We start from the raw sequence: 24178 nt of genomic DNA, 5'->3' as shown, positions 1-24178 counted from the left end.
ATGAGCGCCGAAGCCCCCGTGCACCTGCCCGCGATCGCCTTCCTCGGGGCCGGGTCAATGGCCAGGGCGATCCTGTCGGGGCTGCTGCAGCCGGGCATCGAGGTCGACGGCGGCATCCGCGCGACGAACCGCTCGGCGGAGCGCGCGGCTGAGCTCGAGGGGCTGCCGGGGGTCACGTCGTACGCCACCGAGACGGATGCCGCGGCGAACCGCTCAGCGGTCGCGGGCGCCAAGGTCGTGGTCGTCGCGGTGAAGCCCGCGATGGTGCCCGACCTGCTGCGCGAGATCGCGGATGCGCTCGAACCCGACGCGATCGTCGTGTCGGTGGCCGCCGGCGTCACCGTGGCGACGTTCGAGTCGCTGCTGCCGCCGTCGGTGGCGGTGATCCGCTCGATGCCCAATACGCCGGCCGTCGTGGGCCGCGCCGTCACGGGCGTGTCGGCCGGCACCCGGTCGAGCGACGACGACCTCGCGCTCGCCGTGCGCCTCTTCGAGACCGTCGGCGAGGTGATCGTCGTGCCCGAGGAGCAGATCGACGCGCTCTCCACCATCTCGGGGTCCGGGCCCGCCTACGTCTTCTACCTGATCGAGCAGCTCACCGCGACGGCGATCGCCAAGGGGTTCACGCCCGAGCAGGCGGCGCGGATGGTGCAGGGCACGTTCCGCGGGGCGTCCGAGCTGCTCGCGGCATCCGACGTCGGGCCCGCCGAGCTCCGTCGCCGCGTGACGAGCCCGAAGGGCACCACCGAGCGCGCGGTCGCGGTGCTCGAGGAGGCACGGCTCTCCGAGGTCTTCGACCGGGCGACGGATGCCGCGCTCGCCCGGGCCCGCGAGCTCGCCGCCGGCGCGTGAGCGCCATCGACCGCGCGCCGCTCCGGCTCGACGGCGAGCCTCGGTTCGCCTGGCGCGGCGTCATGCTCGACGTCGCCCGCCGGTTCCGGCCGATACCCGACCTGCTGCGCTTCGTCGACCTCATCGCCGCGCACGGCCTGAACGTGCTGCAGCTGCATCTCACCGACGACCAGGGCTGGCGGTTCGAGGTGCGGCGATACCCGCGGCTCACCGACGTGGGTGGGCGACGCAGCGAGTCGCAGCTGGGCCACGGGCCGTCGGCGACGGGCGACGGCGTGCCGCACGAGGGCTGGTACACCCAGCACGAGTTGCGCGAGCTCGTGCGGTATGCCGACGCGCGCGGCATCCGGATCGTGCCCGAGATCGATGTGCCCGGTCATGCCTGCGCGGTGCTCGCGGCCTACCCCGAGTACGGCGTCGGCGACGTCGAGGCCGTACGGGCGCGGGTGCCCGAGCCGTGGACCCGCTTCGGGATCTCGGACGAGGTGCTGAACGTCGAGGAGGAGGCGGTGCGGTTCTTCTGCGACGTCTTCGACGAGGTGTGCGAGGTGTTCGACTCGGAGGTCGTCGGCATCGGCGGCGACGAGGCGCAGAAGCGCCGGTGGCACGAAGACGCCCGCACCCGGGAGCTCATGGCCGAGCGCGGGCTCGCCCACGAGGAGGAGCTGCAGGCCTGGTTCCTCGGCCGCATCGCGTCGCACCTCGCGGAGCGCGGACGGCGGGTGATCGGCTGGGACGAGATGCTCGAGGGGCGCCGGCCCGCCGCCGATGCCGTGGTCGCCTCGTGGCGCGGACCGGTCGGTGCCGGCCTCGCCGCTCGGCTCGGCCACGATGTCGTGCTCTGCCCCGACCTGTGGACGTACCTCGACTACCGGCAGTCGGATGACCCCGAGGAGCCGATCCCCGTCGGCACCGTGCTCTCCCTCCGAGACGTCGCCTCGTTCGACCCGGTGCCCGCCGATGCCCCCGCTGCGCTGCGCGACCGGGTCGTCGGCGTGCAGGCGAACGTCTGGACCGAGCACCTCGACAGCCGGGAGCGGCTGGACTACGCCGTGTTCCCGCGCCTCGGCGCCTTCGCGGAGGTCGCGTGGAACGGCGGTCCGCTGGACTGGTCGGACTTCGAATCGCGATTGCCCGGGTACCTGGCCTGGCTCGAGGCGCAGGGCGTCGACTTCCGTCCCCTGGGCGGTCCGCGTCCCGACCAGCAGCGGCCGGGGGTGCCCGGGGTGCCGCGCCGGCGTGCCGATCGGATCGCCCAGCTGGCACGCCTCACGGCAGACCTCGCGGATCCCGCCTGACCTTCGGAATCCGCTTCAGAAACGTTGGCGGGCGACGTATCCGACTGCGCGGGCCGGGTCGATCAACGAAATCCGCACGTGGATTCGTCGTCGTTGTGCTAGCGTCCCCCTGTCCTTCCCCCTCACGGACCACAGGAGCGATGCGATGACGCAGCCCGACCTCGAGACCGAGACCTCCCACATCCGGGCGGTCGAGTACGAGCAGCACCAGTTGAAGGCCGACGGCGTGAGCCCGGCCGGCTCGATCGTGATGGCCGTGGCCGGCAGTGCCCCGGCCTACTCGATCGCGGCCACCACCGCGACCCTCGTCGGCGTCGCCGGCCTGGGCGCGCCCGGCGCCCTCCTCTGGTGCGGGCTCCCGATGCTCGGCATCGCCTGGGCGTTCCTCTACCTCGGCCGGGTCGACGTGCACGCAGGCGCCTCCTACTCGTGGGTCGCTCGCGGCCTGCACCCGATCCTCGGCTTCCTCTCGGGCTGGGCGCTCGTGATCTCGGCGACCATCTTCATGGTGGCCGGCGCCCTGCCGGCCGGCGCCATGACCGTCTCGCTCTTCGACCCCTCGCAGGCCGACAACGTCCCGCTCATCACGGCGGTCGGCGCGCTGTGGTTCCTCGTCATGGCCGCCTGCGTGATCTTCGGCGTGACCGTCACGGCCCGTGCGCAGTGGATCATGTCGGTCGTCGAGGTCGGCATCCTCGTGGTGTTCGCCGCCGTGGCGATCTTCCGGGCGTCCACGAGCGAGCACGCCGGCCCGAACTTCTCGTGGGACTGGCTGGGCTTCACGCACCTGTCGGGAGCGGGCGTCTTCGTGGCATCCGCCCTCATCGCCGCCTTCTACTACTGGGGCTGGGATGTCGCGGCCAACCTCAACGAGGAGACGAAGGACGGCCACAAGTCGGCCGGCTCCGCAGGCATCATCGGCGTCATCATCGTCTTCCTGCTCTTCGAGGTCTTCACCATCGCGACGCTCGTCATGCTGCCCACCGAGACGATCGAGGACAACAGCGCGAACATCCTCTCGGTGCTCGGCGACGTCGTCTGGCCGGGCATCGGCGGCAAGATCCTCATCGTCGCGGTCGCGCTCTCGACGATCGCCACGCTCGAGACGACGCTCATCCAGGTCACGCGCACGCTCTTCGCGATGGGCCGGGACCGCACCATCCCGTTCGCCTTCGGCCGGATCAACCGTCGGTGGAAGACGCCGGTGTTCGCCACCCTCGTCGTGGTCGGCGTCTCGGTGGTGCTCTTCGTCGGCTCGAACTTCCTCGGCAGCGTCGGCGACATCCTGTCGAATGCGATCAGCTCGATCGGCCTGCAGATCGCGTTCTACTACGCGCTGGCCGGGCTCGCCGTGGTGGTCGGCTTCCGCAAGGTGATCTTCAAGTCCGCGAAGAACTTCCTCCTCATCGGCCTGTGGCCGGCGATCGGGGCCGTCTTCATGATCTTCATCTTCTTCAGCTCGATTCCCAACAACGACCCCATCGTGAACATCCTCGGTGTCGGGCTCATCGTGGTCGGGCTCGTGCCGCTCGTGCTCTTCTACCGGAAGGCGCGCGCGTACTACACGCGCCGTCCGCTCGACGTGCCCGAGGACTTCCAGGCGTAGGGCTCGAACGCTACGGCTCGAAGCGGTAGCCGAGCCCCGGCTCGTTGAGGAAGTGCCGGGGCTCCGACGGCACCTCCTCGAGCTTGCGCCGCAACTGCGCGACGTACAGGCGCAGGTAGCCGGCGTCGTTCGCGTGGTACGGCCCCCACACCTCCGACAGGAGCATCTGCCGGGTCAGCAGCTTGCCGGGATTCCGGAGGAACAGCTCGAGCAGGCGCCACTCGGTTGGGGTCAGGCGCACGGATGCCGCGGCGCCCGCCTCGGCGCCGGGCAAGCCGGACGGGCGCCCCACCGTCTTCGCCGCGAGGTCGACGACGAGATCGCCGATCGCGAAGGCCGCGGCATCCGGCTCCTCGCCCGCGGTCGCCCGCGCGCGTGCCCGGATGCGGGCGAGCAGCTCGTCCATCGCGAACGGCTTCGTGACGTAGTCGTCGGCGCCGGCGTCGAGGGCCTCGACCTTCTCGGCAGAATCGGTGCGGCCTGACAGCACCAGGATCGGCACCTTCGACCATGCCCGCACGGCGCGGATGACGTCGACGCCCTCGACCTTCGGCATGCCGAGATCGAGGACGATGAGGTCGGGGTGCGCGTTCGCCGCGAGGTCGATGGCCTGGGCGCCGTCGTGCGCGGCGATCACCTCGTAGCCGCGGGCGCCGAGGGTGATGCGCAGGGCGCGCTGCAGTTGGTCGTCGTCATCGGCGAGGAGGATCCTCATCGCGCCTCCTCGGCGGTCGCAGCGGGCAGGGTGACGACCATGGTGAGGCCACCGCCCGGGGTGTCGTCCGCCTCCAGTGTGCCGTCCATGCCCTCGATGAAGCCCTTCGACAGCGCCAGGCCGAGGCCGAGGCCGGTGTCGTTGTCGGTGTCGCCGAGGCGCTGGAACGGCACGAACACCTCGTCGCGCCGCTCGAGCGGGATGCCCGTGCCGCGATCGACCACGCGCAGCTCCACGTGGCCGCGGAAGGCGCTCGCGGCGAGCCGCACGCGCTCACCCGGCGGACTGTGGCGCACCGCGTTCGCGAGGAGGTTGACGACCACGCGTTGCAGCAGCACCGCGTCGGCCAGCACGAGCGGCAGGTCGTCGGCGAAGTCGAGCTCGACGTCGCCCGGACCGACGCCGAGTTCGTCGACCGCGGGGAACACGACGTCGGCCAGGTCGGTCGGCGCGAGCTGCACGGCGAGGGCACCGGCCTGCAGGCGGCTCACGTCGAGGAGGTTCGTGACGAGCGCGGCGAGCGAGTCGAGGCTCTCGGCCGCGGTGTCGAGCAACTCCTCGCGCTGCTCGGCGCGGAGGGCGAGGTCGGGTGTGCGCAACGCGCTGACGGCCGCCGACGCCGACGTGAGCGGACGCCGGAGGTCGTGACCCACCGCGGCGAGGAGCGCCGAGCGCACCCGATCCGTCTCGGCGAGCGACCCGGCCGCTTCGGCGGCCTCGGCGAGCGCGCCGTGCTCGATCGCCTGGTCGATCTGCGCCGCGATGACCCCGAGCAGCCGGCGCTCCGACGCCTCGAGGTCCTGGCCGTGCAGTTCGAGCACCGCGTGCTCGCCGATCGGCACGGTCGTCACCCGATCGTCCTTCGACGGTTCGCCATCGGCGACCCGCGGTTCGCCGTCGACGAGCAACCGCACCCCGGTGAGGCCGAACGCCTCGCGCGTGCGGGTGACCATCGCCTGCAGTGCGTCCTCGCCGCGCAGCACGCTGCCGGCGAGGGTGGCGAGCAGCTGGGACTCCGCGGCGGAGCGCTGGGCGGCTCGCGATCGCCGGGCGGCCTGGTCGACGACGTAGCTCACGAGCAGGGCGTTCGTGACGTAGAGGACGACGGCGAGGAACTGCCGCGGGTCGCTGATGGTGAGCGTGAACCGGGGCTCCACGAACAGGAAGTTCAGCGTGAGTCCCGACAGCACCGCGGCGAAGAGGGCGGGCCAGATGCCGCCGATGAGCGCGACGATGATGACGAGCAGCTGGTAGGCGAGCACGTCGCTCGTGATCGACTCATCGGTGCGGAACGACACGAGCAGCCAGCTGAGGAGCGGCCCGGCGATCAGGGCGACCGCGAACCCGATGACGAGCCGTCGCCGGCTGAGCGCACCGCCGAGCCTCGGCAGCGCGAGGTTCCGTCCGGCCGCCTGGTGCGTGACGATGTGCACGTCGATGTCGCCCGACTCGCGGATGACGGTCGCGCCGATGCCGGGCCCCGTGAAGGCGGCCGCGAGGCGCGACCTGCGGCTGACGCCGATGACGAGCTGCGTGGCATCCGACGCCCGGGCGAACTCGACGAGCGCACGGGGCACGTCCTCGCCGACGACCTGGTGGAACGTGCCGCCGAGCTGCTCGACGAGCGTGCGCTGGCGCTCGAGGGCGCCCGGATGCCGCGCCTGCAGCCCGTCGGGACTGGTCACGTGCACGACCATGAGCTGACCGCCCGAGGAGCGCGACGCGATGCGCGCGCCGCGGCGGATGAGCGTCTCGCCCTCGGGCCCGCCGGTCAGTGCGACCACGACCCGTTCGCGCGCCTCCCAGTTGCCGCGGATGCCGTGCTCGGCACGGTAGGCCTTGAGCGCGGTGTCGACCTCGTCGGCGAGCCAGAGCAGCGCGAGCTCGCGCAGGGCGGTGAGGTTGCCGAGGCGGAAGTAGTTCGAGAGCGCGGCGTCGATGCGCTCGGCCGGGTACACGAGCCCGCTCGCGAGCCGGTCGCGTAGCGCCTGCGGGGCCAGGTCGACGACCTCGATCTGGTCGGCCGAGCGCAGCACGGAGTCGGGGATGGTCTCGCGCTGCGGCACCCCGGTGATCTGCAGCACCACGTCGCCGAGCGACTCGATGTGCTGGGTGTTCACCGTGGAGATCACGTCGATGCCGGCGGCGAGCAGGTCCTCGACGTCCTGCCAGCGCTTCGGATGCCGCGAGCCGGGCGCATTGGTGTGCGCGAGCTCGTCGACGAGGGCGATCTCGGGCTTCCGCTCGAGCACCGCGTCGAGGTCCATCTCCTCGAGGGACATGCCGCGGTGGTCCTCGGTGCGCCGGGGCACGATCTCGAGTCCTGCGGTCATGGCGGCGGTGGCCGCGCGGCCGTGCGTCTCGACGAAGGCCACGACCACGTCGTGGCCCTCGTCGGCGAGACGCCGGCCCTCCTCGAGCATGGTGTAGGTCTTGCCGACGCCGGGAGCGGCGCCGAGGAGCACGCGCAGACGCCCCCGTCTCATCGGTGCCTACCTCAGTCCTTCGAGGGCGAGATTCAGCTGCAGCACGTTCACGGTGGGTTCGCCCAGGTACCCCAGGTCCCGTGCCTGAATCCTAGACTCGACGAGGTCGCCCACCTCGGATTCGGGCAGCCCTCGCGCTTCGGCCACGCGGGCGACCTGGAGCCGGGCGTACTCGGGGCTGATATGCGGGTCGAGGCCCGAACCCGACGTCGTCACCGCGTCCGCGGGCACCTCGTCCTCTGCGACGCCGTTGAATGCGGCGACCTGGGCCCTGCGCTCCTCGATGGCCGCGACGAGGTCCTCGTTCTCGGGGCCGAGGTTGCTGCCGCTCGAGGCGCCGGCGTCGTACCCGTCGCCGGCGGCGGACGGGCGCGGCTGGAACCACTCGGGCAGGGCGTCGCCGGCGGCATCCGTGAACGACTGGCCGATCAGGGCGGAGCCCACCACCTCGTCGCCCGAGCGGACGACCGAGCCGTTCGCCTGCGCGGGGATGGCGACCTGCCCGATGCCGGTGATCACGGCGGTGTAGCCGACGCCCAGCACGAGGGTGAGGAGCAGCATCGCGCGGATCGCCACCCAGGTGGTGCGGGCCGTCGTGCGAGTCGTACTCATGTCTGTTGCTTCCTTTCGCGTCCGGGCTCAGAACCCGGGGATGAGGCGGACGACGAGGTCGATCAGCCAGATGCCGATGAACGGGGCGATGATGCCGCCGACGCCGTAGATGAGGAGGTTGCGGTTCAGCACGGCGGATGCCCCGAGCGGCCGGTACTTCACCCCGCGCAGCGCCAGAGGGATCAGCAGCACGATGATGATCGCGTTGAAGACGATCGCCGACAGCACCGCCGAGGCGGGCGAGCTCAGCTGCATGATGTTCAGGACCCGGAGTCCTGGGAAGATCCCGGCGAACATCGCGGGGATGATCGCGAAGTACTTCGCCACGTCGTTCGCGATGGAGAAGGTCGTGAGCGCGCCGCGCGTGATGAGCAGCTGCTTGCCGATGGCCACGATCTCGATGAGCTTCGTCGGGTCGGAGTCGAGGTCGACCATGTTGCCGGCCTCCTTCGCGGCCGACGTGCCCGAGTTCATCGCGACGCCGACATCGGCCTGCGCGAGCGCCGGCGCGTCGTTCGTGCCGTCGCCGGTCATCGCGACGAGGTTGCCGCCCGCCTGCTCCTTCCGGATGAGCGCGATCTTGTCCTCGGGTGTGGCCTCGGCGAGGTAGTCGTCGACGCCGGCCTCGGCCGCGATGGCCTTGGCGGTGAGCGGGTTGTCGCCCGTGATCATCACGGTGCGGATCCCCATCTGGCGGAGCTCGCGGAAGCGATCGACGAGCCCGTCCTTGACGATGTCCTTCAGGTGCACGACGCCGAGGATGCGGGTCATGCCGTCGGCGGTCCTCCGCGCGACGACGAGGGGGGTCCCGCCGCTGACGGAGATCGCGTCGACACGCTGGTCGAGCTCCTCCTTCACGCTCGACGGGATCGGGCCGCCCTCCTCGACCCAGCCGATGACCGCCGACCCGGCGCCCTTGCGGACGATCGACCCGTCGGCCAGGTCGAGACCCGACATCCGGGTCTGCGCCGTGAACGGCACGACCTCGCCGGCCGGGGCCTCATCGAAGCGGATGCCGCGTTCGGCCGCGAGCGTCACGATCGACGATCCCTCGGGCGTCGGGTCGGCGAGCGAGGCGAGCGCTGCGGCCCGTTCGAGCTCGACGACGTCGACCCCGGGCATCGGGACGAAGTCGCTCGCCTGCCGGTTGCCGTGCGTGATGGTGCCCGTCTTGTCGAGGAGCAGCGTCGTGACGTCGCCCGCGGCCTCGACCGCGCGGCCCGACATCGCGAGCACGTTGCGCTGCACGAGCCGATCCATGCCGGCGATGCCGATCGCCGAGAGGAGCGCGCCGATCGTCGTCGGGATGAGGCAGACCAGGAGCGCGACGAGCACCGTGATCGACGCCGGCCCTGCGGCATAGGACGCGATCGGGTTCAGCGTGAGCACGACGACCACGAAGATGATCGAGAGGCTCGCGAGCAGGATGTTCAGCGCGATCTCGTTCGGCGTCTTCTGGCGCGATGCGCCCTCGACGAGCGCGATCATGCGGTCGACGAAGGTCTCGCCGGGCTTCGAGGTGATGCGCACCACGATCCGGTCGGAGAGCACGCGGGTGCCGCCGGTGACCGCGGAGCGGTCGCCGCCGGACTCGCGCACGACCGGCGCCGATTCGCCCGTGATGGCCGATTCGTCGACCGAGGCGATGCCCTGGATGATGTCGCCGTCGCCGGGGATCGACTCGCCCGCCGACACCACGACGATGTCGCCGAGCCGGAGGTCGCCCGACGGAACCTCGCTCACCGGGGTGCGCTCGGCTGCGGCATCCGCCACCTCGTCGTACCTCGTGACGAGGTGCGCGATCGTCGACGTGCGCGTCTGCCGCAGGGTGTCCGCCTGCGCCTTTCCCCGGCCCTCGGCGACCGCCTCGGAGAGGTTCGCGAAGATCACGGTGAGCCACAGCCAGACGGCGATGGCCCAGGTGAACGAGCCCGGCACCTCGGTGCCGCCGGAGACACCGGGCCCGCCGAAGAACGGCTCGGCGATCGCGAGCGCCGTGGTGAGCGCCGCGCCGACCTCGACGATGAACATGACGGGGTTGTGCCACATGTCGCGCGGATCGAGCTTGCGCAGGGCACCGGGCAGGGCCCGGAAGAGCTGCGCGGGGCCGAACCCGCCCATGGGGCGCTTCGACGGCGAACCCATCGGCCGCGGGGTGTGGCCGGTCATTTCGGAGATGGTCGTGGACATGGATCAGTTCAGCCCTTCCGCCAGGGGACCCAGCGTGAGAACGGGGAAATACGTGAGGGCGGTGACGAGGACCGTCACGCCGACGAGGAGGCCGACGAACTGCGGCCGATATGTGGGGAGGGTGCCGGCAGTCGTGGGTACCTTGTCCTGCGCGGCGAGGCTGCCCGCGAGGGCGAGCACGAGCATGATCGGCACGAATCGGCCGAGCAGCATCGCGACGCCGAGCGCCGTGTTGAGCCATGGCGTGTTCGCCGTGAGTCCCGCGAAGGCGGAGCCGTTGTTGTTCGACGCCGACGTGAAGGCATAGAGGACTTCGGACATGCCGTGGATGCCCGGGTTCCAGATCGAGACCGATTCGACGTCCTCGCGAACGCCCGGGATGGCGAAGCTCAGGGCGGTGCCGGCGAGCACGAGGATCGGCGTCACGAGGATGTACAGGCTCGCGAGCTTGATCTCGCGCGGGCCGAGCTTCTTGCCGAGGTACTCCGGCGTGCGGCCCACGAGGAGTCCGGCGATGAACACCGCGATGACCGCGAGCACGAGCATGCCGTAGAGGCCGGATCCGACACCGCCGGGGGCGACCTCGCCGAGCATCATGTTGAGCATCGGCAGCATGCCGCCGAGGGCGGTGAACGAGTCGTGCATCGAGTTCACGGCACCCGTCGAGGTGAGCGTGGAGGTCGTGCCGAAGAGCGTCGAGGCGTAGATGCCGTAGCGCTGCTCCTTGCCCTCCATCGCGCCGCCGGCGAGCTGCGGGGCAGTGCCGGCTCCGTTGGCCTCGAGCAGCGTCAGCGCCACGAGCGAGATGACGAACAGCGACGCCATGGTCGCGAGGATCGCGTAGCCCTGCTTGTTGCTGCCGACCATCTTGCCGAACGTGCGGGGGAGGGCGAACGGGATCGCCAGCATGAGCACGATCTCGAAGAGGTTCGTCCAGGACGTCGGGTTCTCGAACGGGTGCGCGGAGTTCGTGTTGAAGAATCCGCCGCCGTTCGTGCCGAGCTCCTTGATCGCCTCCTGCGAGGCGACCGGGCCGCCGGGCAGGTGCTGCGTGTTGCCAGCTAGCGTCGTGAGCTCGGTGAAGCCGTTGAAGTTCTGCACCACTCCGCCGATGATGAGCACGATCGCGCTGAGCGCGGCCAGAGGCAGGAGCAGCCGGAACGATCCACGGAACAGGTCGACCCAGAAGTTGCCGATCGTGCCCGACCTGCGACGGGCGAAGCCGCGCACCAGGGCGATCGCGACGGCGATGCCGACGGCCGCCGACACGAAGTTCTGCACGGCCAGGCCCGCGAGCTGCACCGTGTAGCCCATCGTGAGCTCGGGCGAGTACGACTGCCAGTTGGTGTTCGTCACGAACGACGCCGCCGTGTTGAACGACAGCCCCTCGGGAACCGCCGGGAGCCCGAGCGAGTACGGCAGCACGGCCTGCGCGCGCTGCAGGATGTAGACGAAGAACACGCCGACCACCGAGAAGGCGAGCACGCCGCGAAGGTAGGCCGGCCACGACTGCTCGGAGCGGGGGTCGACGCCGACCAGGCGGTACACGCCGCGTTCGACCTTCCAGTCCTTCGTCGTGGTGTAGAGGTGCGCCATGTAGTCGCCGAGCGGGCGGTACACGAGTGCGAGGATCAGGGCGAGGGTGGCCGCCTGCAGGACGGCGAACAGGACGTCCATCAGAACCGCTCGGGCTTGATGAGGGCGTACACGAGGTACACCACGGCGGCGACACCCAACGCGGCGGCGAGCAGCTCGAAGACGATCACAGCTTCTCGACCCCCTTCGCGATGAGGCCCACGACGACGAACACCGCGATGATCGCGATGGCGTAGATCAGATCGAGCACGAGGACTCCAGGGAATGCGATGACCGCCGGCCGCGAACGCGGTGGGCGGGCAGGTTCGACTGCGCATCCGATGCAACACCGCGGCGGATGTCGCGGCGCCGGTCCTCACGGCTTCCTAACGGCCGGCCGCCCGATCCGAACGTCTTGCTCACGCCGCGCTGGGCGCGTGACGGCGGCGGGGTCGGGCGGCGCGCTCGCCGTCCGATACCGTGATCGCATGGAAGCATCGGAGGTCATCTCGGTCGTCACCGAGGTGATCGGGTGGATCGCCCTTGCGGGCGCGCTCGTGTGCCTCCTGCTGGCCCTGCTCATCCGGCTCGCCGATGGCAGGTGGCTGCGCACCGACGCGGTCGTCATCGACCAGGAGCACGGGTCGACCGTGCGCTGGTTCGCGGAGGGCGCCTTCCACCAGCGTCGCCTGAGCGACGAGGAGCGCGTGCACGTCCGGAACCTCGAAGAGGAGCCCGCCTATTATCGCGAGCGGGAGCCCGACCGGCTCCGCCTGCACGAGCCGCCGGTGGGCCGGCGGGTGACGCGCTGGCTCGGGTTCGTCCTGCTCGCGATCGCCTCCGTCGCCGGGCTCGTGAACCTCGTGCTCATGCTCGCCGGCTGAGCGTCCTCATCCAGATTCCGCCGCGGGCTCGCCGCGCAGCGTCTCCCACTCGCGCATGAGGTCGGGCATGCGCATGTCGACGAAGCGGTAGAACCGCGCCATCTCGCGGGCCCGCACGGCACCGGCGGCCGTCTCGTCGCCGATGGCGTCGGCGGCGCGGTCGCCGAGGTCGGCGATCACGCCGTAGATCGGGCTCTTCGCCATGAGCGCCGTGTACCAGGCGTCGTCGAGGAACTCCCACTTGTCGCGCCGGCTGCCGGGCTGGGGGAGCCGGTGGAGGATGCCGATCTGCTCGAGGTACCGGACCGCGCCCGAGATCGCGGCCGCGCTCACGCCGAGCTGCTCGCCCAGCTCGCTCGCGGTGAGGCCGCCGCGGTCGGCGACCACGAGCGCCATGAGCACGCGGGCCGGCATCCGGGGGAAGCCCGCCGCGGTGAGGACCGCGGCCGACTGGTCGACCGCGGCCTTCAGGCCCTGCTCGTCGCGTGGCATCCGCTCAGTCTCTCATCCGCCGCTCGCTCTCATCCGCCGCTCGCGAGCTCGCGGCGGCGCATGGCGAGCACGGCGACCGCACCGGCGGCGAGCCCGATCGCCAGCATCCAGATGCCACCCGACCAGTCGGTCTCCCCGCCCGCCGGAACCGGCGAGTGGGCGAACGGCGAGAGGTCGACGGCCCACTCGGGGAACTGCAGGATGGGGCCGAAGGTGCCGAGGATCGCCGCCACGCCGACCGCGATCCAGCCGACGGAGATCGTCGCGCGCGGCAGGAACGCGAACACGAGCAGGGTGAGCCCGAGGAACACGAGGCAGGCCGGCAGTTGCGCCGCCGCCGCTTCGAGCACGTTCGGCACGAGCGACTCGGGATCGGATGCCGCGCCGGCGCCGGCGATGCCCGCGAGGGCCGCCGCAGCGAGCACGATGACGATGACGATCGTGCCGACGACCCAGTACTCGAGCAGCCAGCGGATGCGCGGGACGGGCGTGCCGAGGATGAGCTCGGCGGTGCCGTGGGCCTCCTCCTGCCGCGCCCGGATGCCCACCTGCACGGCACAGCACGCGGCCAGCACGCCGACGATGCCGTAGAACACGGCGACGAACGCCTCCTCGATCGAGGCGTCGCTGCCGATCGCGCGCCGGAGCGTCTCGAGCACCGCGGGCGTGTCGGTCGCGGCCTGGTTGATCACCGACGAGAGCGATGTCGCGAGCAGCCCCGTCGCCACGGCGCCCGCCGTCCACGAGAGGAGGATCGACGTGTTGAGCCGCCATGCGAGCCCGAACGAGCTCGAGAGAACCGGGCCCGCGGTCGCGCGGCCGGCGCGTCCGGCGAGGAGGCTCGCGCCCTGGTCCCGCACGGACTGCAGGCCGTAGACGACGCCGATCAGCACCGCCGCGAAGGCGAGCGGGATGAGCAGCGGGGTCAGGTCGTTCTCGACGTAGGCGCCCGTGAACTGGCCGTAGCCCATGGGAGAGAGCCAGCTCGGCCAGGCCGGGGTCACATGCAGCAGGTCCTCCGACGGCGTGCCCGCCGCATCCCCGATGCCACGCAGCAGGTAGGCCACGAGCACGAAGGCGACCGAGATCCCGTTCGCGCCGCGCGACGTGCGGAACAGCTGGGCGGCGAACAACCCGAATGCGAGGAACGCGAAGCCCGACACGGCGATGGCCGCGCCCCACACGAACGAACCGACGGGCTCGAGGCCGTTCGCCATGAGCGCGAGGGCGATGAACAGGCCGAGCACGATGTTGGCGAGCACGCCGTGCACCACCGTGGCGGTCGTGGGCAGGATGCGGCCCGCGGGCGTCGCCGCGACCGACTCGGCGCGGCCCTGCTCCTCCTCCTGCCTGGTGTGGCGCACCGCGAGGAACGTGCTCATGAGACCGCCCATGAGGGCCAGCCACGCGAACAGCAGGAAGAACGCGAACGCGCCGTCGCTGATGCCGTTGGGCGTGCCGCGGAAGATGAGGATCGTGCGGCTGGCGATGGCGACGCCGAGGATCTCGCGTCGGTCCTGCTCCTCGCCGTAGGTGTCGTACACCGCCGAGACGGAGGCGTAGGCGAGCAGCGCGGTGCCGAGGATCCACAGCGCGAGCTGCAGCCGGTCGCGGCGGATGCGCTGCCGCAGCAGCACGAGGAACGGGGTCACGCGCGGGCCTCGGCTCCGGCTGGGGTGAGCTCTTCGCCGTAGTGGCGCAGGAAGAGGTCCTCGAGGGAGGGCGGGGCGACGGTCAGTCCCTGCACCTCGATGCGCGCGAGCTCGGGCAGGACTCCCGCCACGTGGTCGCTGTCGACGGTGAACCGCACCCTCCCGCTGTCGATGACGAGGTCGTGGACGCCCGGGATCGCCGTGACCGCGGCCTCTCGCGCCGGGTCGTGGGCGAAGGAGATCTCGGTGCGCGTGAGGTGGCGGAGCTCGGCGAGGGTGCCGCTCTCGACGGTCTTCCCCGCGCGGATGATGCTCACGCGGTCGCAGAGCGCCTCGACCTCGGAGAGGATGTGGCTCGAGAGCAGCACGGTCGACCCCTCGTCGGCGATGCGGTCGACCTCGCGGTTGAACATCTGCTCCATGAGCGGGTCGAGGCCGCTGGTCGGCTCGTCGAAGAGGTAGAGCTCGGCAGGAGTGGCGAAGGCGGCGATGAGCGCGACCTTCTGCCGATTGCCCTTCGAGTACGAGCGCCCCTTCTTGCGCGGGTCGAACTGGAACGCCTCGCAGAGCCGCTCCCGGCGCGCGAGGTACGCGGCCTTGTCGCCCGTGCCGCCGCGCAGCCGGCTGAGCAGGTCGATCGCCTCGCCGCCGGTGAAGTTCGGCCAGATCGAGACGTCGCCCGGCACGTAGGCGATGCGGCGGTGCAGTTCGGCGGCGTCGGTCCACGGGTCGCGACCGAAGAGCGTCGCCTCGCCGCCGGATGCGCGCGCCAGCCCGAGCAGGATGCGCAGGGTGGTGGTCTTGCCGGCCCCGTTCGGGCCGAGGAATCCGTGCACCTCGCCGGCCTCGACCGACAGGTCGAGTCCGTCGAGGGCGATGGTGCGCCCGAACCGCTTCTGGAGGCCGCGGGCGCTGATCACAGTGGTCATGATCGCGATGCTACGCCCGATTCACAATCTTGTGAATACTCGAAACAGCGGATGACGCGACGCTCGCGGCCGGGCACCGTCGGCCGCGGCATCCGCTCGCTATTCGAGCGCTGCGAACTTCTCGATGTCGCCCTCGGTGCCCGACACGATGATGAGATCGTGGTTGGACACGACCGTGTCCTGGGTGGCATACGTGAACGGCTTGCCGGGGCTCTTGACGCCCACGACGGTGACGTTGTGACGCGAGCGCACGCCCGAATCGGTGAGGTTCTTGCCGCGGATCGGCTTGGGCGGATACATCTTCACGAGGGCGAAGTCGTCGTCGAACTCGATGAAGTCGAGCATGCGCCCGCTGACCAGGTGCGCCGTGCGCTCGCCGGCCTCGCGCTCGGGGTAGATGACGTGATTCGCGCCGATGCGCTCGAGGATCTTGCCGTGCGAGGTCGAGATGGCCTTCGCCCAGATCTGCGGGACCTTCAGGTCGACGAGGTTCGCCGTGATGAGCACGGACGCCTCGATCGAGGAGCCGACCGCGCAGACCGCCGTCGAGAAGTCCTGGGCGCCGATCTGGCGCAGGGCGTCGATGTTGCGGGCGTCGGCGACGACCGCGTGGGTCACCCGCTCGGCCCACTTCTGCACCAGGCCCTCGTCGTCGTCGACGGCGAGCACCTCGCGACCGAGCCGGTCGAGCTGCCCTGCGGTGGCGGCGCCGAACCGGCCGAGGCCGATCACGAGCACCGGGGCGTCGTGTCTGATCCGATCAACCAACGATGGGCCTCTCTTCCGGACGGCGATACAACTGCCGGCGTTGGCTGGCCGCCAGCGCCGCGGCGAGTGTCACTGTACCAACCCGCCCCATGAACATCGTGGCGGCCATGACGTACACCGCCGAGGGCGGAAGCTCGGCGGTCAGGCCGGTCGACAGGCCGCACGTCGCGAACGCGGAGATGACGTCGAAGAGCACGAAGTCGAGCGGCTGCTTCGTGATCTGCGTGATCGTGATCGAGGAGACCGCGACGATGGTGGCGCCCCACAGCACGACGCTCACCGCCAGTCGCAGGATGTCGCGCGGGATGCGCCGCCCGAACGCCTCCATCGCCGGCGCGCCCCGCGCCTCGGCGAACGCCGCGAGGAACAGCACCGCGAGGGTCGTCACCTTGATGCCGCCGGCCGTCGACGCCGACCCGCCGCCGACGAACATGAGCATGTCGGTCACGAGCAGGCTCGACCCGTTGAGGTCGGCCATGTCGATGGTCGCGAACCCGCCCGAGCGGGTCATCATCGACATGAAGAGCGACTCGAAGATGGTGGTGCCCGCGTCGAGCCGCCCGTAGGTCTTCGGGTTGTTGAACTCGAGGAGGAGGAACGCCGCGGCACCGAGCACGAAGAGGATGAGGGTGGTCGTGAGCGTGAGCTTCACGTGGACGCTCCACTTGCGCGGCTGCCGCCAGGACCTCGCCAGGGCGAAGATGACGGGGAAACCGAGGCTCCCGAGGAAGACGCCGATCATCATCATCGACAGCATCCAGAAGTCATGCTGGAACGGTTCGAGACCACCCGGATTCGGGCTGAACCCCGTGTTCGTGAAGGCCATCGCGGAGTAGTAGAAGGCGTACCAGACCGAGAGCAGCGGATCGTATCCGACGGCGAGGAAGCTCGGGATCATGGCGAGGGCGATCACGACCTCGATGACGAGGGCGCTGATCGCGACCGTGACGAGCAGGCCGCCGACCTCGCCGAGCCGCACCGCCTGGCGCTCCGAGACCGGGCCGACGTGGATGCGCGACGGGTTGGAGTCGCTGGCGGCGATGAGCTTGGCCCGCAGGCCCAGCCGGCGGGAGATGACGAGGCCGAGGATGGAGGCCAGCGTCAGCACGCCGATGCCGCCGATGTTCACGCCGATGAAGACGAGGGCGTTGCCGAAGGGTGACCAGTGCGTCGCCATGTCGACGGTCGCGAGACCGGTCACGCAGATCACCGAGACCGCCGTGAACAGCGCGTCGTACAGCGGCGTGCCCGATCCTTCCCCGGCCCGCGCGATCGGCAGCGAGAAGAGGAGGGTGAACAGCAGCACCAGGCCGGCGAAGATCAGGATCGCGAATCGCGAGGGCGAGTTGCGCACCAACGCGTCGACCGCATCCCGCGACCGGCCGATCCACGAGCGCGACGGCACACCGCGCCGGCGGAACGGCTGTGCCGTCATCGGACCCCCTCACGCCACCGTCTGACAACGCGTGAGTCATGGTACTCCCCGCCGGGAATGACTAGCCTTGACGCATGGCGGACATCTTCGACGTGGTGGCGGACACGACCCGACGCGACATCCTCGCGGTCCTCCTCGAGCGTGAGACGTCGGTTCCCGCGTCCGGCGGCGAGATCAGCGTGTCCGAGATCGTCTCGACCCTCGGCCTCAGCCAGCCCACCGTCTCCAAGCACCTCAAGGTGCTTCGCGAGGCGGGTCTCGTGGGCGTGCGCGAGGAGGGCCAGCACCGGTACTACCACCTCGACCGTGGCCCCCTCGAGGTGCTGGAGGACTGGCTCATTCCGTTCGTGTCATCCGATGCCGCAGCGGATGCCGCGACCCTCGCCGGTGTCGACTCCGAAGATGCCGCCTCGCTCAACCACGACCAGCTCGCCCTCGCCTCGGCCATCGGCAAGGCGTTCGCCGAGACCGCCCAGAAGGTCACCTCGGTCGTCGGGCCGAAGAAGCGCAAGTAGCCGTCAGCGCAACGGCTTGATCATCTCAAGCTCGAGCCCGCCCGGCGCCAGCTCGTACTCGCGGCTGCGCCCGGTGAGCGTGAACCCGAGCTTCTCGTAGAAGCGTCGTGCGCGGGGGTTGTCCTCGTGCACCTCGAGCCGCAGGGTGTCGCCGTGATCGCGCGCCCAGTCCTCGACCGCCTCGAGCAGCAGCCGGGTGACCCCGATCGCATCGCCCCGGTAGTCGGGGGCGACGTAGACGCCGACGAGCAGCGGCCCGGTGGAGCCCCTCGGGATGTAGCCGCCCATGTGCCCCACCCAGCGGTCGCCGTCGATGGCGACGATCGACGTCTGCCCGCCGGTCGTGCCGCGTGCCGCGCGCAGGCGCCAGCCGGCCTCGTCGACCTGCTCGGCGTGCTCGAGGGTCTCGCCGAAGGCGAGCGGGTAGTCGCGCAGCATCTCGAGGCGCAGCGTGCGGACGGAGGCCCAGTCGTCTTCGGTCGTGGTGCGGATGACGACGTCGTGGGCGCGCATTCCTCGACGCTAATGCATGCCGCGAAGCCGGATGGAACGGGTGCGGACGGGCGCACCCGCCGGATCGGCTAGACTAGCGCGAGGCTTTCCCGCCTCTGGCTGCGGCACGCGCGGCCGTCTCGATCTTTTCTGTGAGGTTTCGATGGGTTCCGTCATCAAGAAGCGCCGCAAGCGCATGGCGAAGAAGAAGCACCGCAAGCTGCTTCGCAAGACGCGTCACCAGCGTCGCAACAAGAAGTAGTCGTCCTTCGCACGACCGGCAGAGCGCCAGGCCAGGCGGCCTGGCGTTTTCGCTTTCCTCGTCGACCACTCGTCGACGATCCTCCGCGCCGCGTGCGTAGGCTGGAACATGTGACCCGCGACATCCGACTCACCCTCATCGGCAAGCCCGGCTGCCACCTGTGCGACGACGCGCGCGTGGTCGTGCAGTCGGTGCTGGCCGAGATCCAGGCGACGGATGCCGCGAGCCGCATGTCGCTCGAGGAGCGATCCATCCTCGACGACGCCGTGCTCGCGCAGCAGTACGCCGAGGAGATCCCCGTGCTCCTCATCGACGGCGAGGTGCACGATTACTGGCGCGTGGACCCGGTGCGACTGAAGACGGCGCTGCTCGCGCGCTGACCGCGTCGTTGCGCTCCATCGTCCGTGGGCGTTGACTGGTCGCATGACGTCGCTGTGGGCAGCACAGGCCGTGGCCGACGAGCTCGGGCCGGAGCCCGCGCTCCCGCGATCCGACGGCGCCCCGCCTCCCCGCGACCGCTTCGACGTCGCCGTCGTCGGCGCGGGCATCACCGGCCTCTCCACGGCGCTGATGCTCCGCCGCACGGGTGCGAACGTCGTCGTGCTCGAGGCCGACCACGTCGCGGCGCTCGCGACGGGCGGCAATACGGGCAAGGTGAGCGTGCTGCAGTCGGCGATGCTGCAGCGCATCCGGGCGGCGCACTCGGCGCGCGTCGTTCGGGCGTACGCCGACGCGAACCTCGACGGCCTGCACTGGATCGCCGAGTTCGCCGCGCAGCACGGAGTGCCCGTGTCCGAGGAGACCGCCTACAGCTACGCGGTCTCCGACGAGGGACTCCGTACGGTCGACCGCGAGTTCGAGGCGGCCGCCGAGGCCGGGCTGCCGGTCGAACGCGTCGGCGGGCTGCCGGAGCTGCCCTTCCCCTTCGCGGGCGCCGTCGCCCTGCCGGGGCAGCTCGGGCTCGACCCGTACGCCCTCGCCCAGGCGATGGCCCGCGCGTTCGTGGCCGAGGGCGGCGTGCTGCTCGAGGGGATGCGCGTCCAGCACGTCGACGCGTCGAAGCCCGTGCAACTCCGTACACCGCACGGCACCGTGCGAGCGGATGCCGCGGTCATCGCCACGGGCGCTCCCACCATGACGCGCGGGCTCTACTTCGCGAAGACGAGCGCCTTGCGCTCGCACCTCACGTCGTATCGCGTCGGGGAGGCCCCGCCGCCCGGGCTCTTCATCTCGGTCGACGACCCGACTCGGTCGATCCGCACGACACCCGACGTCGGCGGCGGCGTCGACGCGACGCCGCTGCTCCTCGTCGGCGGCAACGGGCACCCGGTGGGCCGTGCCCCGTCGACCGAGGCCCGCGTGCGCGACCTCGTCGCATGGACCGGGCGGCACTTCCCGGGCGCCGAGCTCACGCACCGGTGGGCGGCGCAGGACTACCAGTCGGCGAACCTCGTGCCCTTCGTCGGGCGGATGCCGCGGGGCTTCGGCCGCGTGTGGCTCGCGACGGGCTACGCCAAGTGGGGGCTCGCGAACGGCGCGGCGGCCGGCATCCGGATCTCCGAGGAGATCCTCGGCGTGCCGTGGCGGGATCGCCGCCCTTGGATGCGCGTGCTCGGTACCCGGGCGACGATGCCGTCCGACCTCGCTCGCGGCGCCGCCGAGGGGGCGCGGGTGGCGAGCTGGATCGCCGTGGGCTGGGGCGGCGCGGCGCTGCATCCCGCTCCGGCTGAGGCGCCGGCCGAGCGCCAGGGCGTCGTCGTGTCCCGCGCTGGCGTGCCGTACGGGATCTCGACGGTGGAGGGCCGCACCTGCGCGGTGCGCGCCGTGTGCACGCACCTCGGCGGGGTGCTGCAGTGGAACGACGCCGAGATGAGTTGGGACTGCCCGCTGCACGGCTCGCGCTTCGAGGCATCCGGTCGCCGCATCGAGGGCCCGGCGGTGCGCGACCTGCCGCAGGAGCCGCGCGTGCCCGAGGCAAGCTGAGGCTCGCTCGCCATTCCTCCCTTGCCTTGCCGGATGCCGCATGACAGCGTGGAAGGCGAACCGCCGACGCCGGCGGTCGACGGCGCTCGGGGGAGGGGTTCGGCACGTGGCACGCGAATTCAAGGGAAACGGCACCAGTAGCGAACTCCAGCGCGGGGCATTGCCCATCCCCGATCTTGCCTACACCGGCACGGTGACGTACGACGCGACCGACCCCGACACGCACTACCCGCCGATCGAGCGACTGCTGCCACCCGAGGGAGCGCCGAACGTGCTCGTCGTGCTCATCGACGACACGGGTTTCGGCGCGTCGAGCGCCTTCGGCGGCCCAGTGCACACGCCGAACTTCGAGCGAGTCGCCGCGCAGGGGCTGAAGTACACCCGCTTCCACACGACGGCGCTCTGCTCGCCGACACGTGCCGCCCTGCTCTCCGGCCGCAACCACCACACCGTCGGCATGGGCGGCATCACAGAGATCGCCACGAGCGCGCCCGGCTACAACTCGCTGCGCCCCAACAACTGCGCGCCACTCGCCGAGACCCTGAAGCTCAACGGCTACAGCACCGCCCAGTTCGGCAAGTGCCACGAGGTGCCCGTCTGGCAGTCGAGCGCGGTGGGCCCGTTCGACCAATGGCCGAGCCCCGGCGGCGGCTTCGAGTACTTCTACGGCTTCATCGGCGGCGAGACCAACCAGTGGTACCCCGCGATCTACGAGGGCACGACGCCCGTCGAGCCCTGGGGCACTCCTGAAGAGGGCTACCACTTCATGGCCGACATGACGCAGAAGGCGATCGACTGGACCAGGCAACAGAAGGCGCTCGCCCCCGACAAGCCCTTCTTCACCTACTTCGCCCCCGGCGCGACCCACGCGCCGCACCATGTGCCCGTCGAGTGGGCCGACAAGTACGCGGGAAAGTTCGACCAGGGTTGGGACGCCGTACGCGAGGAGACGTTCGCGCGGCAGAAGGAGCTTGGCGTCATCCCACAGGACGCGGTGCTCACCGAGCGCAGCCCCGGCATTCCCGCGTGGGACGAGATGAGCCCCGACCTGCACCCCGTGCTCGCCCGCGAGATGGAGGTCTACGCCGGCTACCTCGAGTACGCCGATCACTACGTCGGCGAGCTCCTCGACGCCCTCGAGGAGCTCGACGTGCTCGGCGACACGCTCGTGTACGTGATCATCGGCGACAACGGGGCATCCGCCGAGGGCACCATGAAGGGCACGACCAATGAGGCGTTCACGATCAACCACATGAACGAGCTCGAGGACGACGCCTACCTCATCGAGCACAAGGACGACCTCGGCACCCCGCGCTCGTACAACCACTACGCGATCGGCTGGGCGCACGCCATGGACACGCCCTATCAGTGGACCAAGCAGGTCGCGAGCCACTGGGGCGGCACCCGCAACGGCACGATCGTGTCGTGGCCGAACGGCATCGCTGCCCGCGGGGAGATCCGCGACCAGTTCGCGCACGTGATCGACGTGGCGCCGACCGTGCTCGAGGCGGCGGGCATCCCCGAGCCGTCGACCGTGCACGGCGTCACCCAGCGTCCCTACGAGGGCACGCCGATGAACTCCACCTTCGAATCCTCTGACGCCGACGAGGTGCACACCACCCAGTACTTCGAGATGCTCGGCAACCGCGCCATCTTCCACAAGGGCTGGACCGCGGTCGCCAAGCACAAGGACCCGTGGCTCGGGTCGAGCCACGGCCTCGACGACGACGTGTGGGAGCTCTACAACGTCGAGGAGGACTGGACCCAGTCGAACGACCTCGCCGCCGCGGAGCCGGCGAAGCTCGCCGAACTCCAGCGGCTCTTCCTGATCCAGGCCGCGCGCTTCAACGTGCTGCCGATGGACATCCGCTCCGCGGAGCGCTTCAACGAGGAGATCGCCGGCCGCCCCGCGCTCGTGAAGGGGACGTCGCAGACCCTCTACTCCGGTATGAAGCGCCTGAGCGAGAACTCGGTCATCAACATCAAGAACAAGTCGTTCACCGTGACGGCGAAGGTGACGCTGCCCGAGTCCGCCGCGGCGGGCGTGATCATCGCCCAGGGCGGTGCATACGGCGGGTGGAGCATCTACCTGCACGAGGGAACGCTGCGCTTCGCCTACAACGTCATGGGCATCGCGACCGACTACACCACCTCCGAGGCCGTGCTCGAGCCGGGTGGGCACGAGCTCCGCGTGCATTTCGCGTACGACGGCGGGGGCCTCGGCAAGGGCGGCGAGGTGACCCTCTACGACGGTGAGGCGAAGCTCGGCGAGGGACGAGTGTCACGCACGCTCCCGTTCTTCTTCTCCATGGACGAGACGGTGGATGTCGGAGCGGATGCCGCGTCGCCCGTTACCGCTGACTACGGCGCGTCCGGCAACGCGTTCACGGGCAGCATCTCGTGGGTGCGCATCGACGTGGGGGACGACAGCCACGACCACCTCATCGATCCCGAGCACCAGATGCAGATCGCGATGACCCGGCAATGAGCACGCCGGTGGAGGCGTCGGCGGTGCTGCCGTCGTGGGCCGACGGACCGACCCGCGACGCGATCCTCGAGTTCGTGGCATCCGTCACCGAGGGCCCCGACGCCGTGCCCGAGGAGCAGCGGGTCGCGGTCTTCGACAACGACGGCACGCTCTGGACCGAGAAGCCCATGCCCACCCAGCTGCACTACATCGTGCAGCAGTGGCGGGCCGCCGCCGAGGCCGATCCGTCGCTCGCCGAGCACCAGCCCTACAAGGCCGCCGTGAGCGGCGACCTCGCGTGGCTCGGCGCCGCCATCGACAAGCACTACGACGGCGACGAGTCCGACATCGAGACCCTGATCGGCGCCATCGTGCGGCTCACCGACGGCATGAGCGTCGAGCAGTACGCGAGTTCGGTCGCCGAGTTCTACCGCACGGCCAAGCACCTCACCCTGCAGCGCGCGTACCGCAATGCCGTGTATGCCCCGATGGTGGAGCTCATGCGCCATCTCGAGGCCAACGGCTTCACCTGCTACATCGTCTCGGGCGGCGACCGCGACTTCATGCGGCCCATGAGCGAGGACTACTACGGCATCCCGCCCGAGCGGGTGATCGGCTCGGCGCTCGGGCTCCGCTACGACGACGAGGAGGCGCAGGTCCGCTACACCGATGCCTTCGACTTCATGGACGACGGCGACGAGAAGCCCATCCGCATCTGGAGCCGCATCGGCCGGCGCCCCCTGCTGGCCGCGGGCAACTCGAACGGCGACGTCCCGATGCTCGACTTCGTGCACCAGGGGGCGGTGGGGCTCGCCCTGCTCGTGCACCACGACGACGACACGGGTCGAGGTGACGCGCCCTACGACCAAGGTGCGCAGAAGGCGCTCGCCGCGGCATCCGAACGCGGCTTCACCGTCGTGAGCGTCAAGCAGGACTGGTCGAGCGTCTTCGCGGACGCGGGATGA

Annotated in this window: 22 protein-coding genes; 10 read left to right on the top strand and 12 right to left on the bottom strand. The window is 70.5% G+C overall.

What is annotated here, in order from left to right; genetic code table 11:
* From proC to AC1DZA_RS11030, 3 genes are all read left to right on the top strand, one after another.
* Nucleotides 1–852 (top strand): pyrroline-5-carboxylate reductase, encoded by an 852-nt coding sequence (gene proC, locus AC1DZA_RS11040; RefSeq protein WP_476772788.1) that lies wholly within the window; start codon nucleotides 1–3, stop codon nucleotides 850–852.
* Entirely contained in the window at nucleotides 849–2150 is a 1302-nt protein-coding gene (locus AC1DZA_RS11035; protein WP_476772787.1) for a beta-N-acetylhexosaminidase, read from the top strand. Before proC ends, AC1DZA_RS11035 begins: the two co-directional genes overlap by 4 nt.
* Before the next feature lie 145 nt (nucleotides 2151–2295).
* Nucleotides 2296–3756, top strand: a complete 1461-nt coding sequence (locus AC1DZA_RS11030; RefSeq protein ID WP_476772786.1) for an APC family permease — start codon at nucleotides 2296–2298, stop codon at nucleotides 3754–3756.
* A gap of 10 nt (nucleotides 3757–3766) precedes the next feature.
* On the opposite strand, the gene AC1DZA_RS11025 is transcribed toward AC1DZA_RS11030, so the two are convergent.
* From AC1DZA_RS11025 to kdpF, 6 genes are read right to left on the bottom strand one after another with little or no spacing between them, the layout of a single operon-like run.
* Nucleotides 3767–4471, bottom strand: coding sequence for a response regulator (locus AC1DZA_RS11025; protein WP_476772785.1), 705 nt, complete (start codon nucleotides 4469–4471; stop codon nucleotides 3767–3769).
* Nucleotides 4468–6957, bottom strand: a complete 2490-nt coding sequence (locus AC1DZA_RS11020) for a DUF4118 domain-containing protein (RefSeq protein WP_476772784.1) — start codon at nucleotides 6955–6957, stop codon at nucleotides 4468–4470. Before AC1DZA_RS11020 ends, AC1DZA_RS11025 begins: the two co-directional genes overlap by 4 nt.
* A 6-nt stretch (nucleotides 6958–6963) precedes the next feature.
* Nucleotides 6964–7569: a potassium-transporting ATPase subunit KdpC gene (kdpC, locus tag AC1DZA_RS11015; protein WP_476761026.1), complete on the bottom strand. Its 606-nt coding sequence runs from the start codon at nucleotides 7567–7569 to the stop codon at nucleotides 6964–6966.
* 27 nt (nucleotides 7570–7596) lie between these two features.
* On the bottom strand, nucleotides 7597–9714 hold the full coding sequence (gene kdpB / locus AC1DZA_RS11010; protein ID WP_476772865.1) for a potassium-transporting ATPase subunit KdpB: 2118 nt from the start codon (nucleotides 9712–9714) through the stop codon (nucleotides 7597–7599).
* Between the two features lie 48 nt (nucleotides 9715–9762).
* Nucleotides 9763–11436, bottom strand: coding sequence for a potassium-transporting ATPase subunit KdpA (gene kdpA, locus AC1DZA_RS11005; RefSeq protein ID WP_476772783.1), 1674 nt, complete (start codon nucleotides 11434–11436; stop codon nucleotides 9763–9765).
* Complete coding sequence (gene kdpF, locus AC1DZA_RS11000; RefSeq protein ID WP_476761024.1) at nucleotides 11436–11525, bottom strand: K(+)-transporting ATPase subunit F; 90 nt, start codon at nucleotides 11523–11525, stop codon at nucleotides 11436–11438. The genes kdpA and kdpF overlap by 1 nt, the downstream gene beginning before the upstream one ends.
* Before the next feature lie 297 nt (nucleotides 11526–11822).
* Between kdpF and AC1DZA_RS10995 the strand changes: the two genes are divergently transcribed.
* Nucleotides 11823–12218, top strand: coding sequence for a hypothetical protein (locus AC1DZA_RS10995; RefSeq protein ID WP_476761023.1), 396 nt, complete (start codon nucleotides 11823–11825; stop codon nucleotides 12216–12218).
* A 6-nt stretch (nucleotides 12219–12224) separates the two neighbouring features.
* On the opposite strand, the gene AC1DZA_RS10990 is transcribed toward AC1DZA_RS10995, so the two are convergent.
* The 5 genes from AC1DZA_RS10990 to AC1DZA_RS10970 all read right to left on the bottom strand — a co-directional run bounded on the left by AC1DZA_RS10990 (nucleotide 12225) and on the right by AC1DZA_RS10970 (nucleotide 17494).
* The gene (locus AC1DZA_RS10990) at nucleotides 12225–12710 is read right to left on the bottom strand and encodes a GbsR/MarR family transcriptional regulator (RefSeq protein WP_476761022.1); all 486 of its coding nucleotides are present in this window, start codon (nucleotides 12708–12710) and stop codon (nucleotides 12225–12227) included.
* A gap of 29 nt (nucleotides 12711–12739) precedes the next feature.
* Entirely contained in the window at nucleotides 12740–14362 is a 1623-nt protein-coding gene (locus AC1DZA_RS10985) for an ABC transporter permease (RefSeq protein WP_476772782.1), read from the bottom strand.
* Nucleotides 14359–15291, bottom strand: coding sequence for an ABC transporter ATP-binding protein (locus AC1DZA_RS10980; RefSeq protein WP_476772781.1), 933 nt, complete (start codon nucleotides 15289–15291; stop codon nucleotides 14359–14361). Before AC1DZA_RS10980 ends, AC1DZA_RS10985 begins: the two co-directional genes overlap by 4 nt.
* 99 nt (nucleotides 15292–15390) lie before the next feature.
* Nucleotides 15391–16059 (bottom strand): potassium channel family protein, encoded by a 669-nt coding sequence (locus AC1DZA_RS10975; RefSeq protein ID WP_309974914.1) that lies wholly within the window; start codon nucleotides 16057–16059, stop codon nucleotides 15391–15393.
* Complete coding sequence (locus AC1DZA_RS10970; RefSeq protein WP_476761019.1) at nucleotides 16052–17494, bottom strand: TrkH family potassium uptake protein; 1443 nt, start codon at nucleotides 17492–17494, stop codon at nucleotides 16052–16054. Before AC1DZA_RS10970 ends, AC1DZA_RS10975 begins: the two co-directional genes overlap by 8 nt.
* Before the next feature lie 74 nt (nucleotides 17495–17568).
* On the opposite strand from AC1DZA_RS10970, the gene AC1DZA_RS10965 reads away from it, so the two are divergent.
* The gene (locus AC1DZA_RS10965) at nucleotides 17569–18009 is read left to right on the top strand and encodes an ArsR/SmtB family transcription factor (protein WP_309974908.1); all 441 of its coding nucleotides are present in this window, start codon (nucleotides 17569–17571) and stop codon (nucleotides 18007–18009) included.
* A gap of 3 nt (nucleotides 18010–18012) precedes the next feature.
* Here the strand turns inward: AC1DZA_RS10965 and AC1DZA_RS10960 are convergent, their stop codons facing one another.
* A complete protein-coding gene (locus AC1DZA_RS10960) occupies nucleotides 18013–18522 on the bottom strand; it encodes an N-acetyltransferase family protein (RefSeq protein WP_476761018.1) in 510 nt (169 codons plus the stop codon).
* 142 nt (nucleotides 18523–18664) lie between these two features.
* Here AC1DZA_RS10960 and AC1DZA_RS10955 point away from each other — a divergent pair, with 142 nt between their 5' ends.
* The 5 genes from AC1DZA_RS10955 (at nucleotide 18665) to AC1DZA_RS10935 (ending at nucleotide 24178) form a co-directional block, all read left to right on the top strand.
* On the top strand, nucleotides 18665–18763 hold the full coding sequence (locus AC1DZA_RS10955; RefSeq protein ID WP_003792170.1) for a 30S ribosomal protein bS22: 99 nt from the start codon (nucleotides 18665–18667) through the stop codon (nucleotides 18761–18763).
* A gap of 110 nt (nucleotides 18764–18873) precedes the next feature.
* Nucleotides 18874–19143 carry a glutaredoxin family protein gene (locus tag AC1DZA_RS10950; protein WP_476761017.1) on the top strand — a complete coding sequence of 90 codons (270 nt, stop codon included), beginning with the start codon at nucleotides 18874–18876 and terminating at the stop codon, nucleotides 19141–19143.
* A gap of 43 nt (nucleotides 19144–19186) precedes the next feature.
* The gene (locus AC1DZA_RS10945; RefSeq protein ID WP_476772780.1) at nucleotides 19187–20746 is read left to right on the top strand and encodes an FAD-dependent oxidoreductase; all 1560 of its coding nucleotides are present in this window, start codon (nucleotides 19187–19189) and stop codon (nucleotides 20744–20746) included.
* A 106-nt stretch (nucleotides 20747–20852) separates the two neighbouring features.
* Nucleotides 20853–23234, top strand: coding sequence for a sulfatase-like hydrolase/transferase (locus tag AC1DZA_RS10940; protein WP_476772779.1), 2382 nt, complete (start codon nucleotides 20853–20855; stop codon nucleotides 23232–23234).
* Nucleotides 23231–24178, top strand: a complete 948-nt coding sequence (locus AC1DZA_RS10935) for an HAD family hydrolase (protein ID WP_476772778.1) — start codon at nucleotides 23231–23233, stop codon at nucleotides 24176–24178. The genes AC1DZA_RS10940 and AC1DZA_RS10935 overlap by 4 nt, the downstream gene beginning before the upstream one ends.

It is taken from the genome of Agromyces sp. P2_B3, from assembly GCF_056404815.1.
The sequence above is the reverse complement of the archived record's forward strand: the minus strand, read 5'-3'. Positions and strand labels throughout refer to the sequence as shown.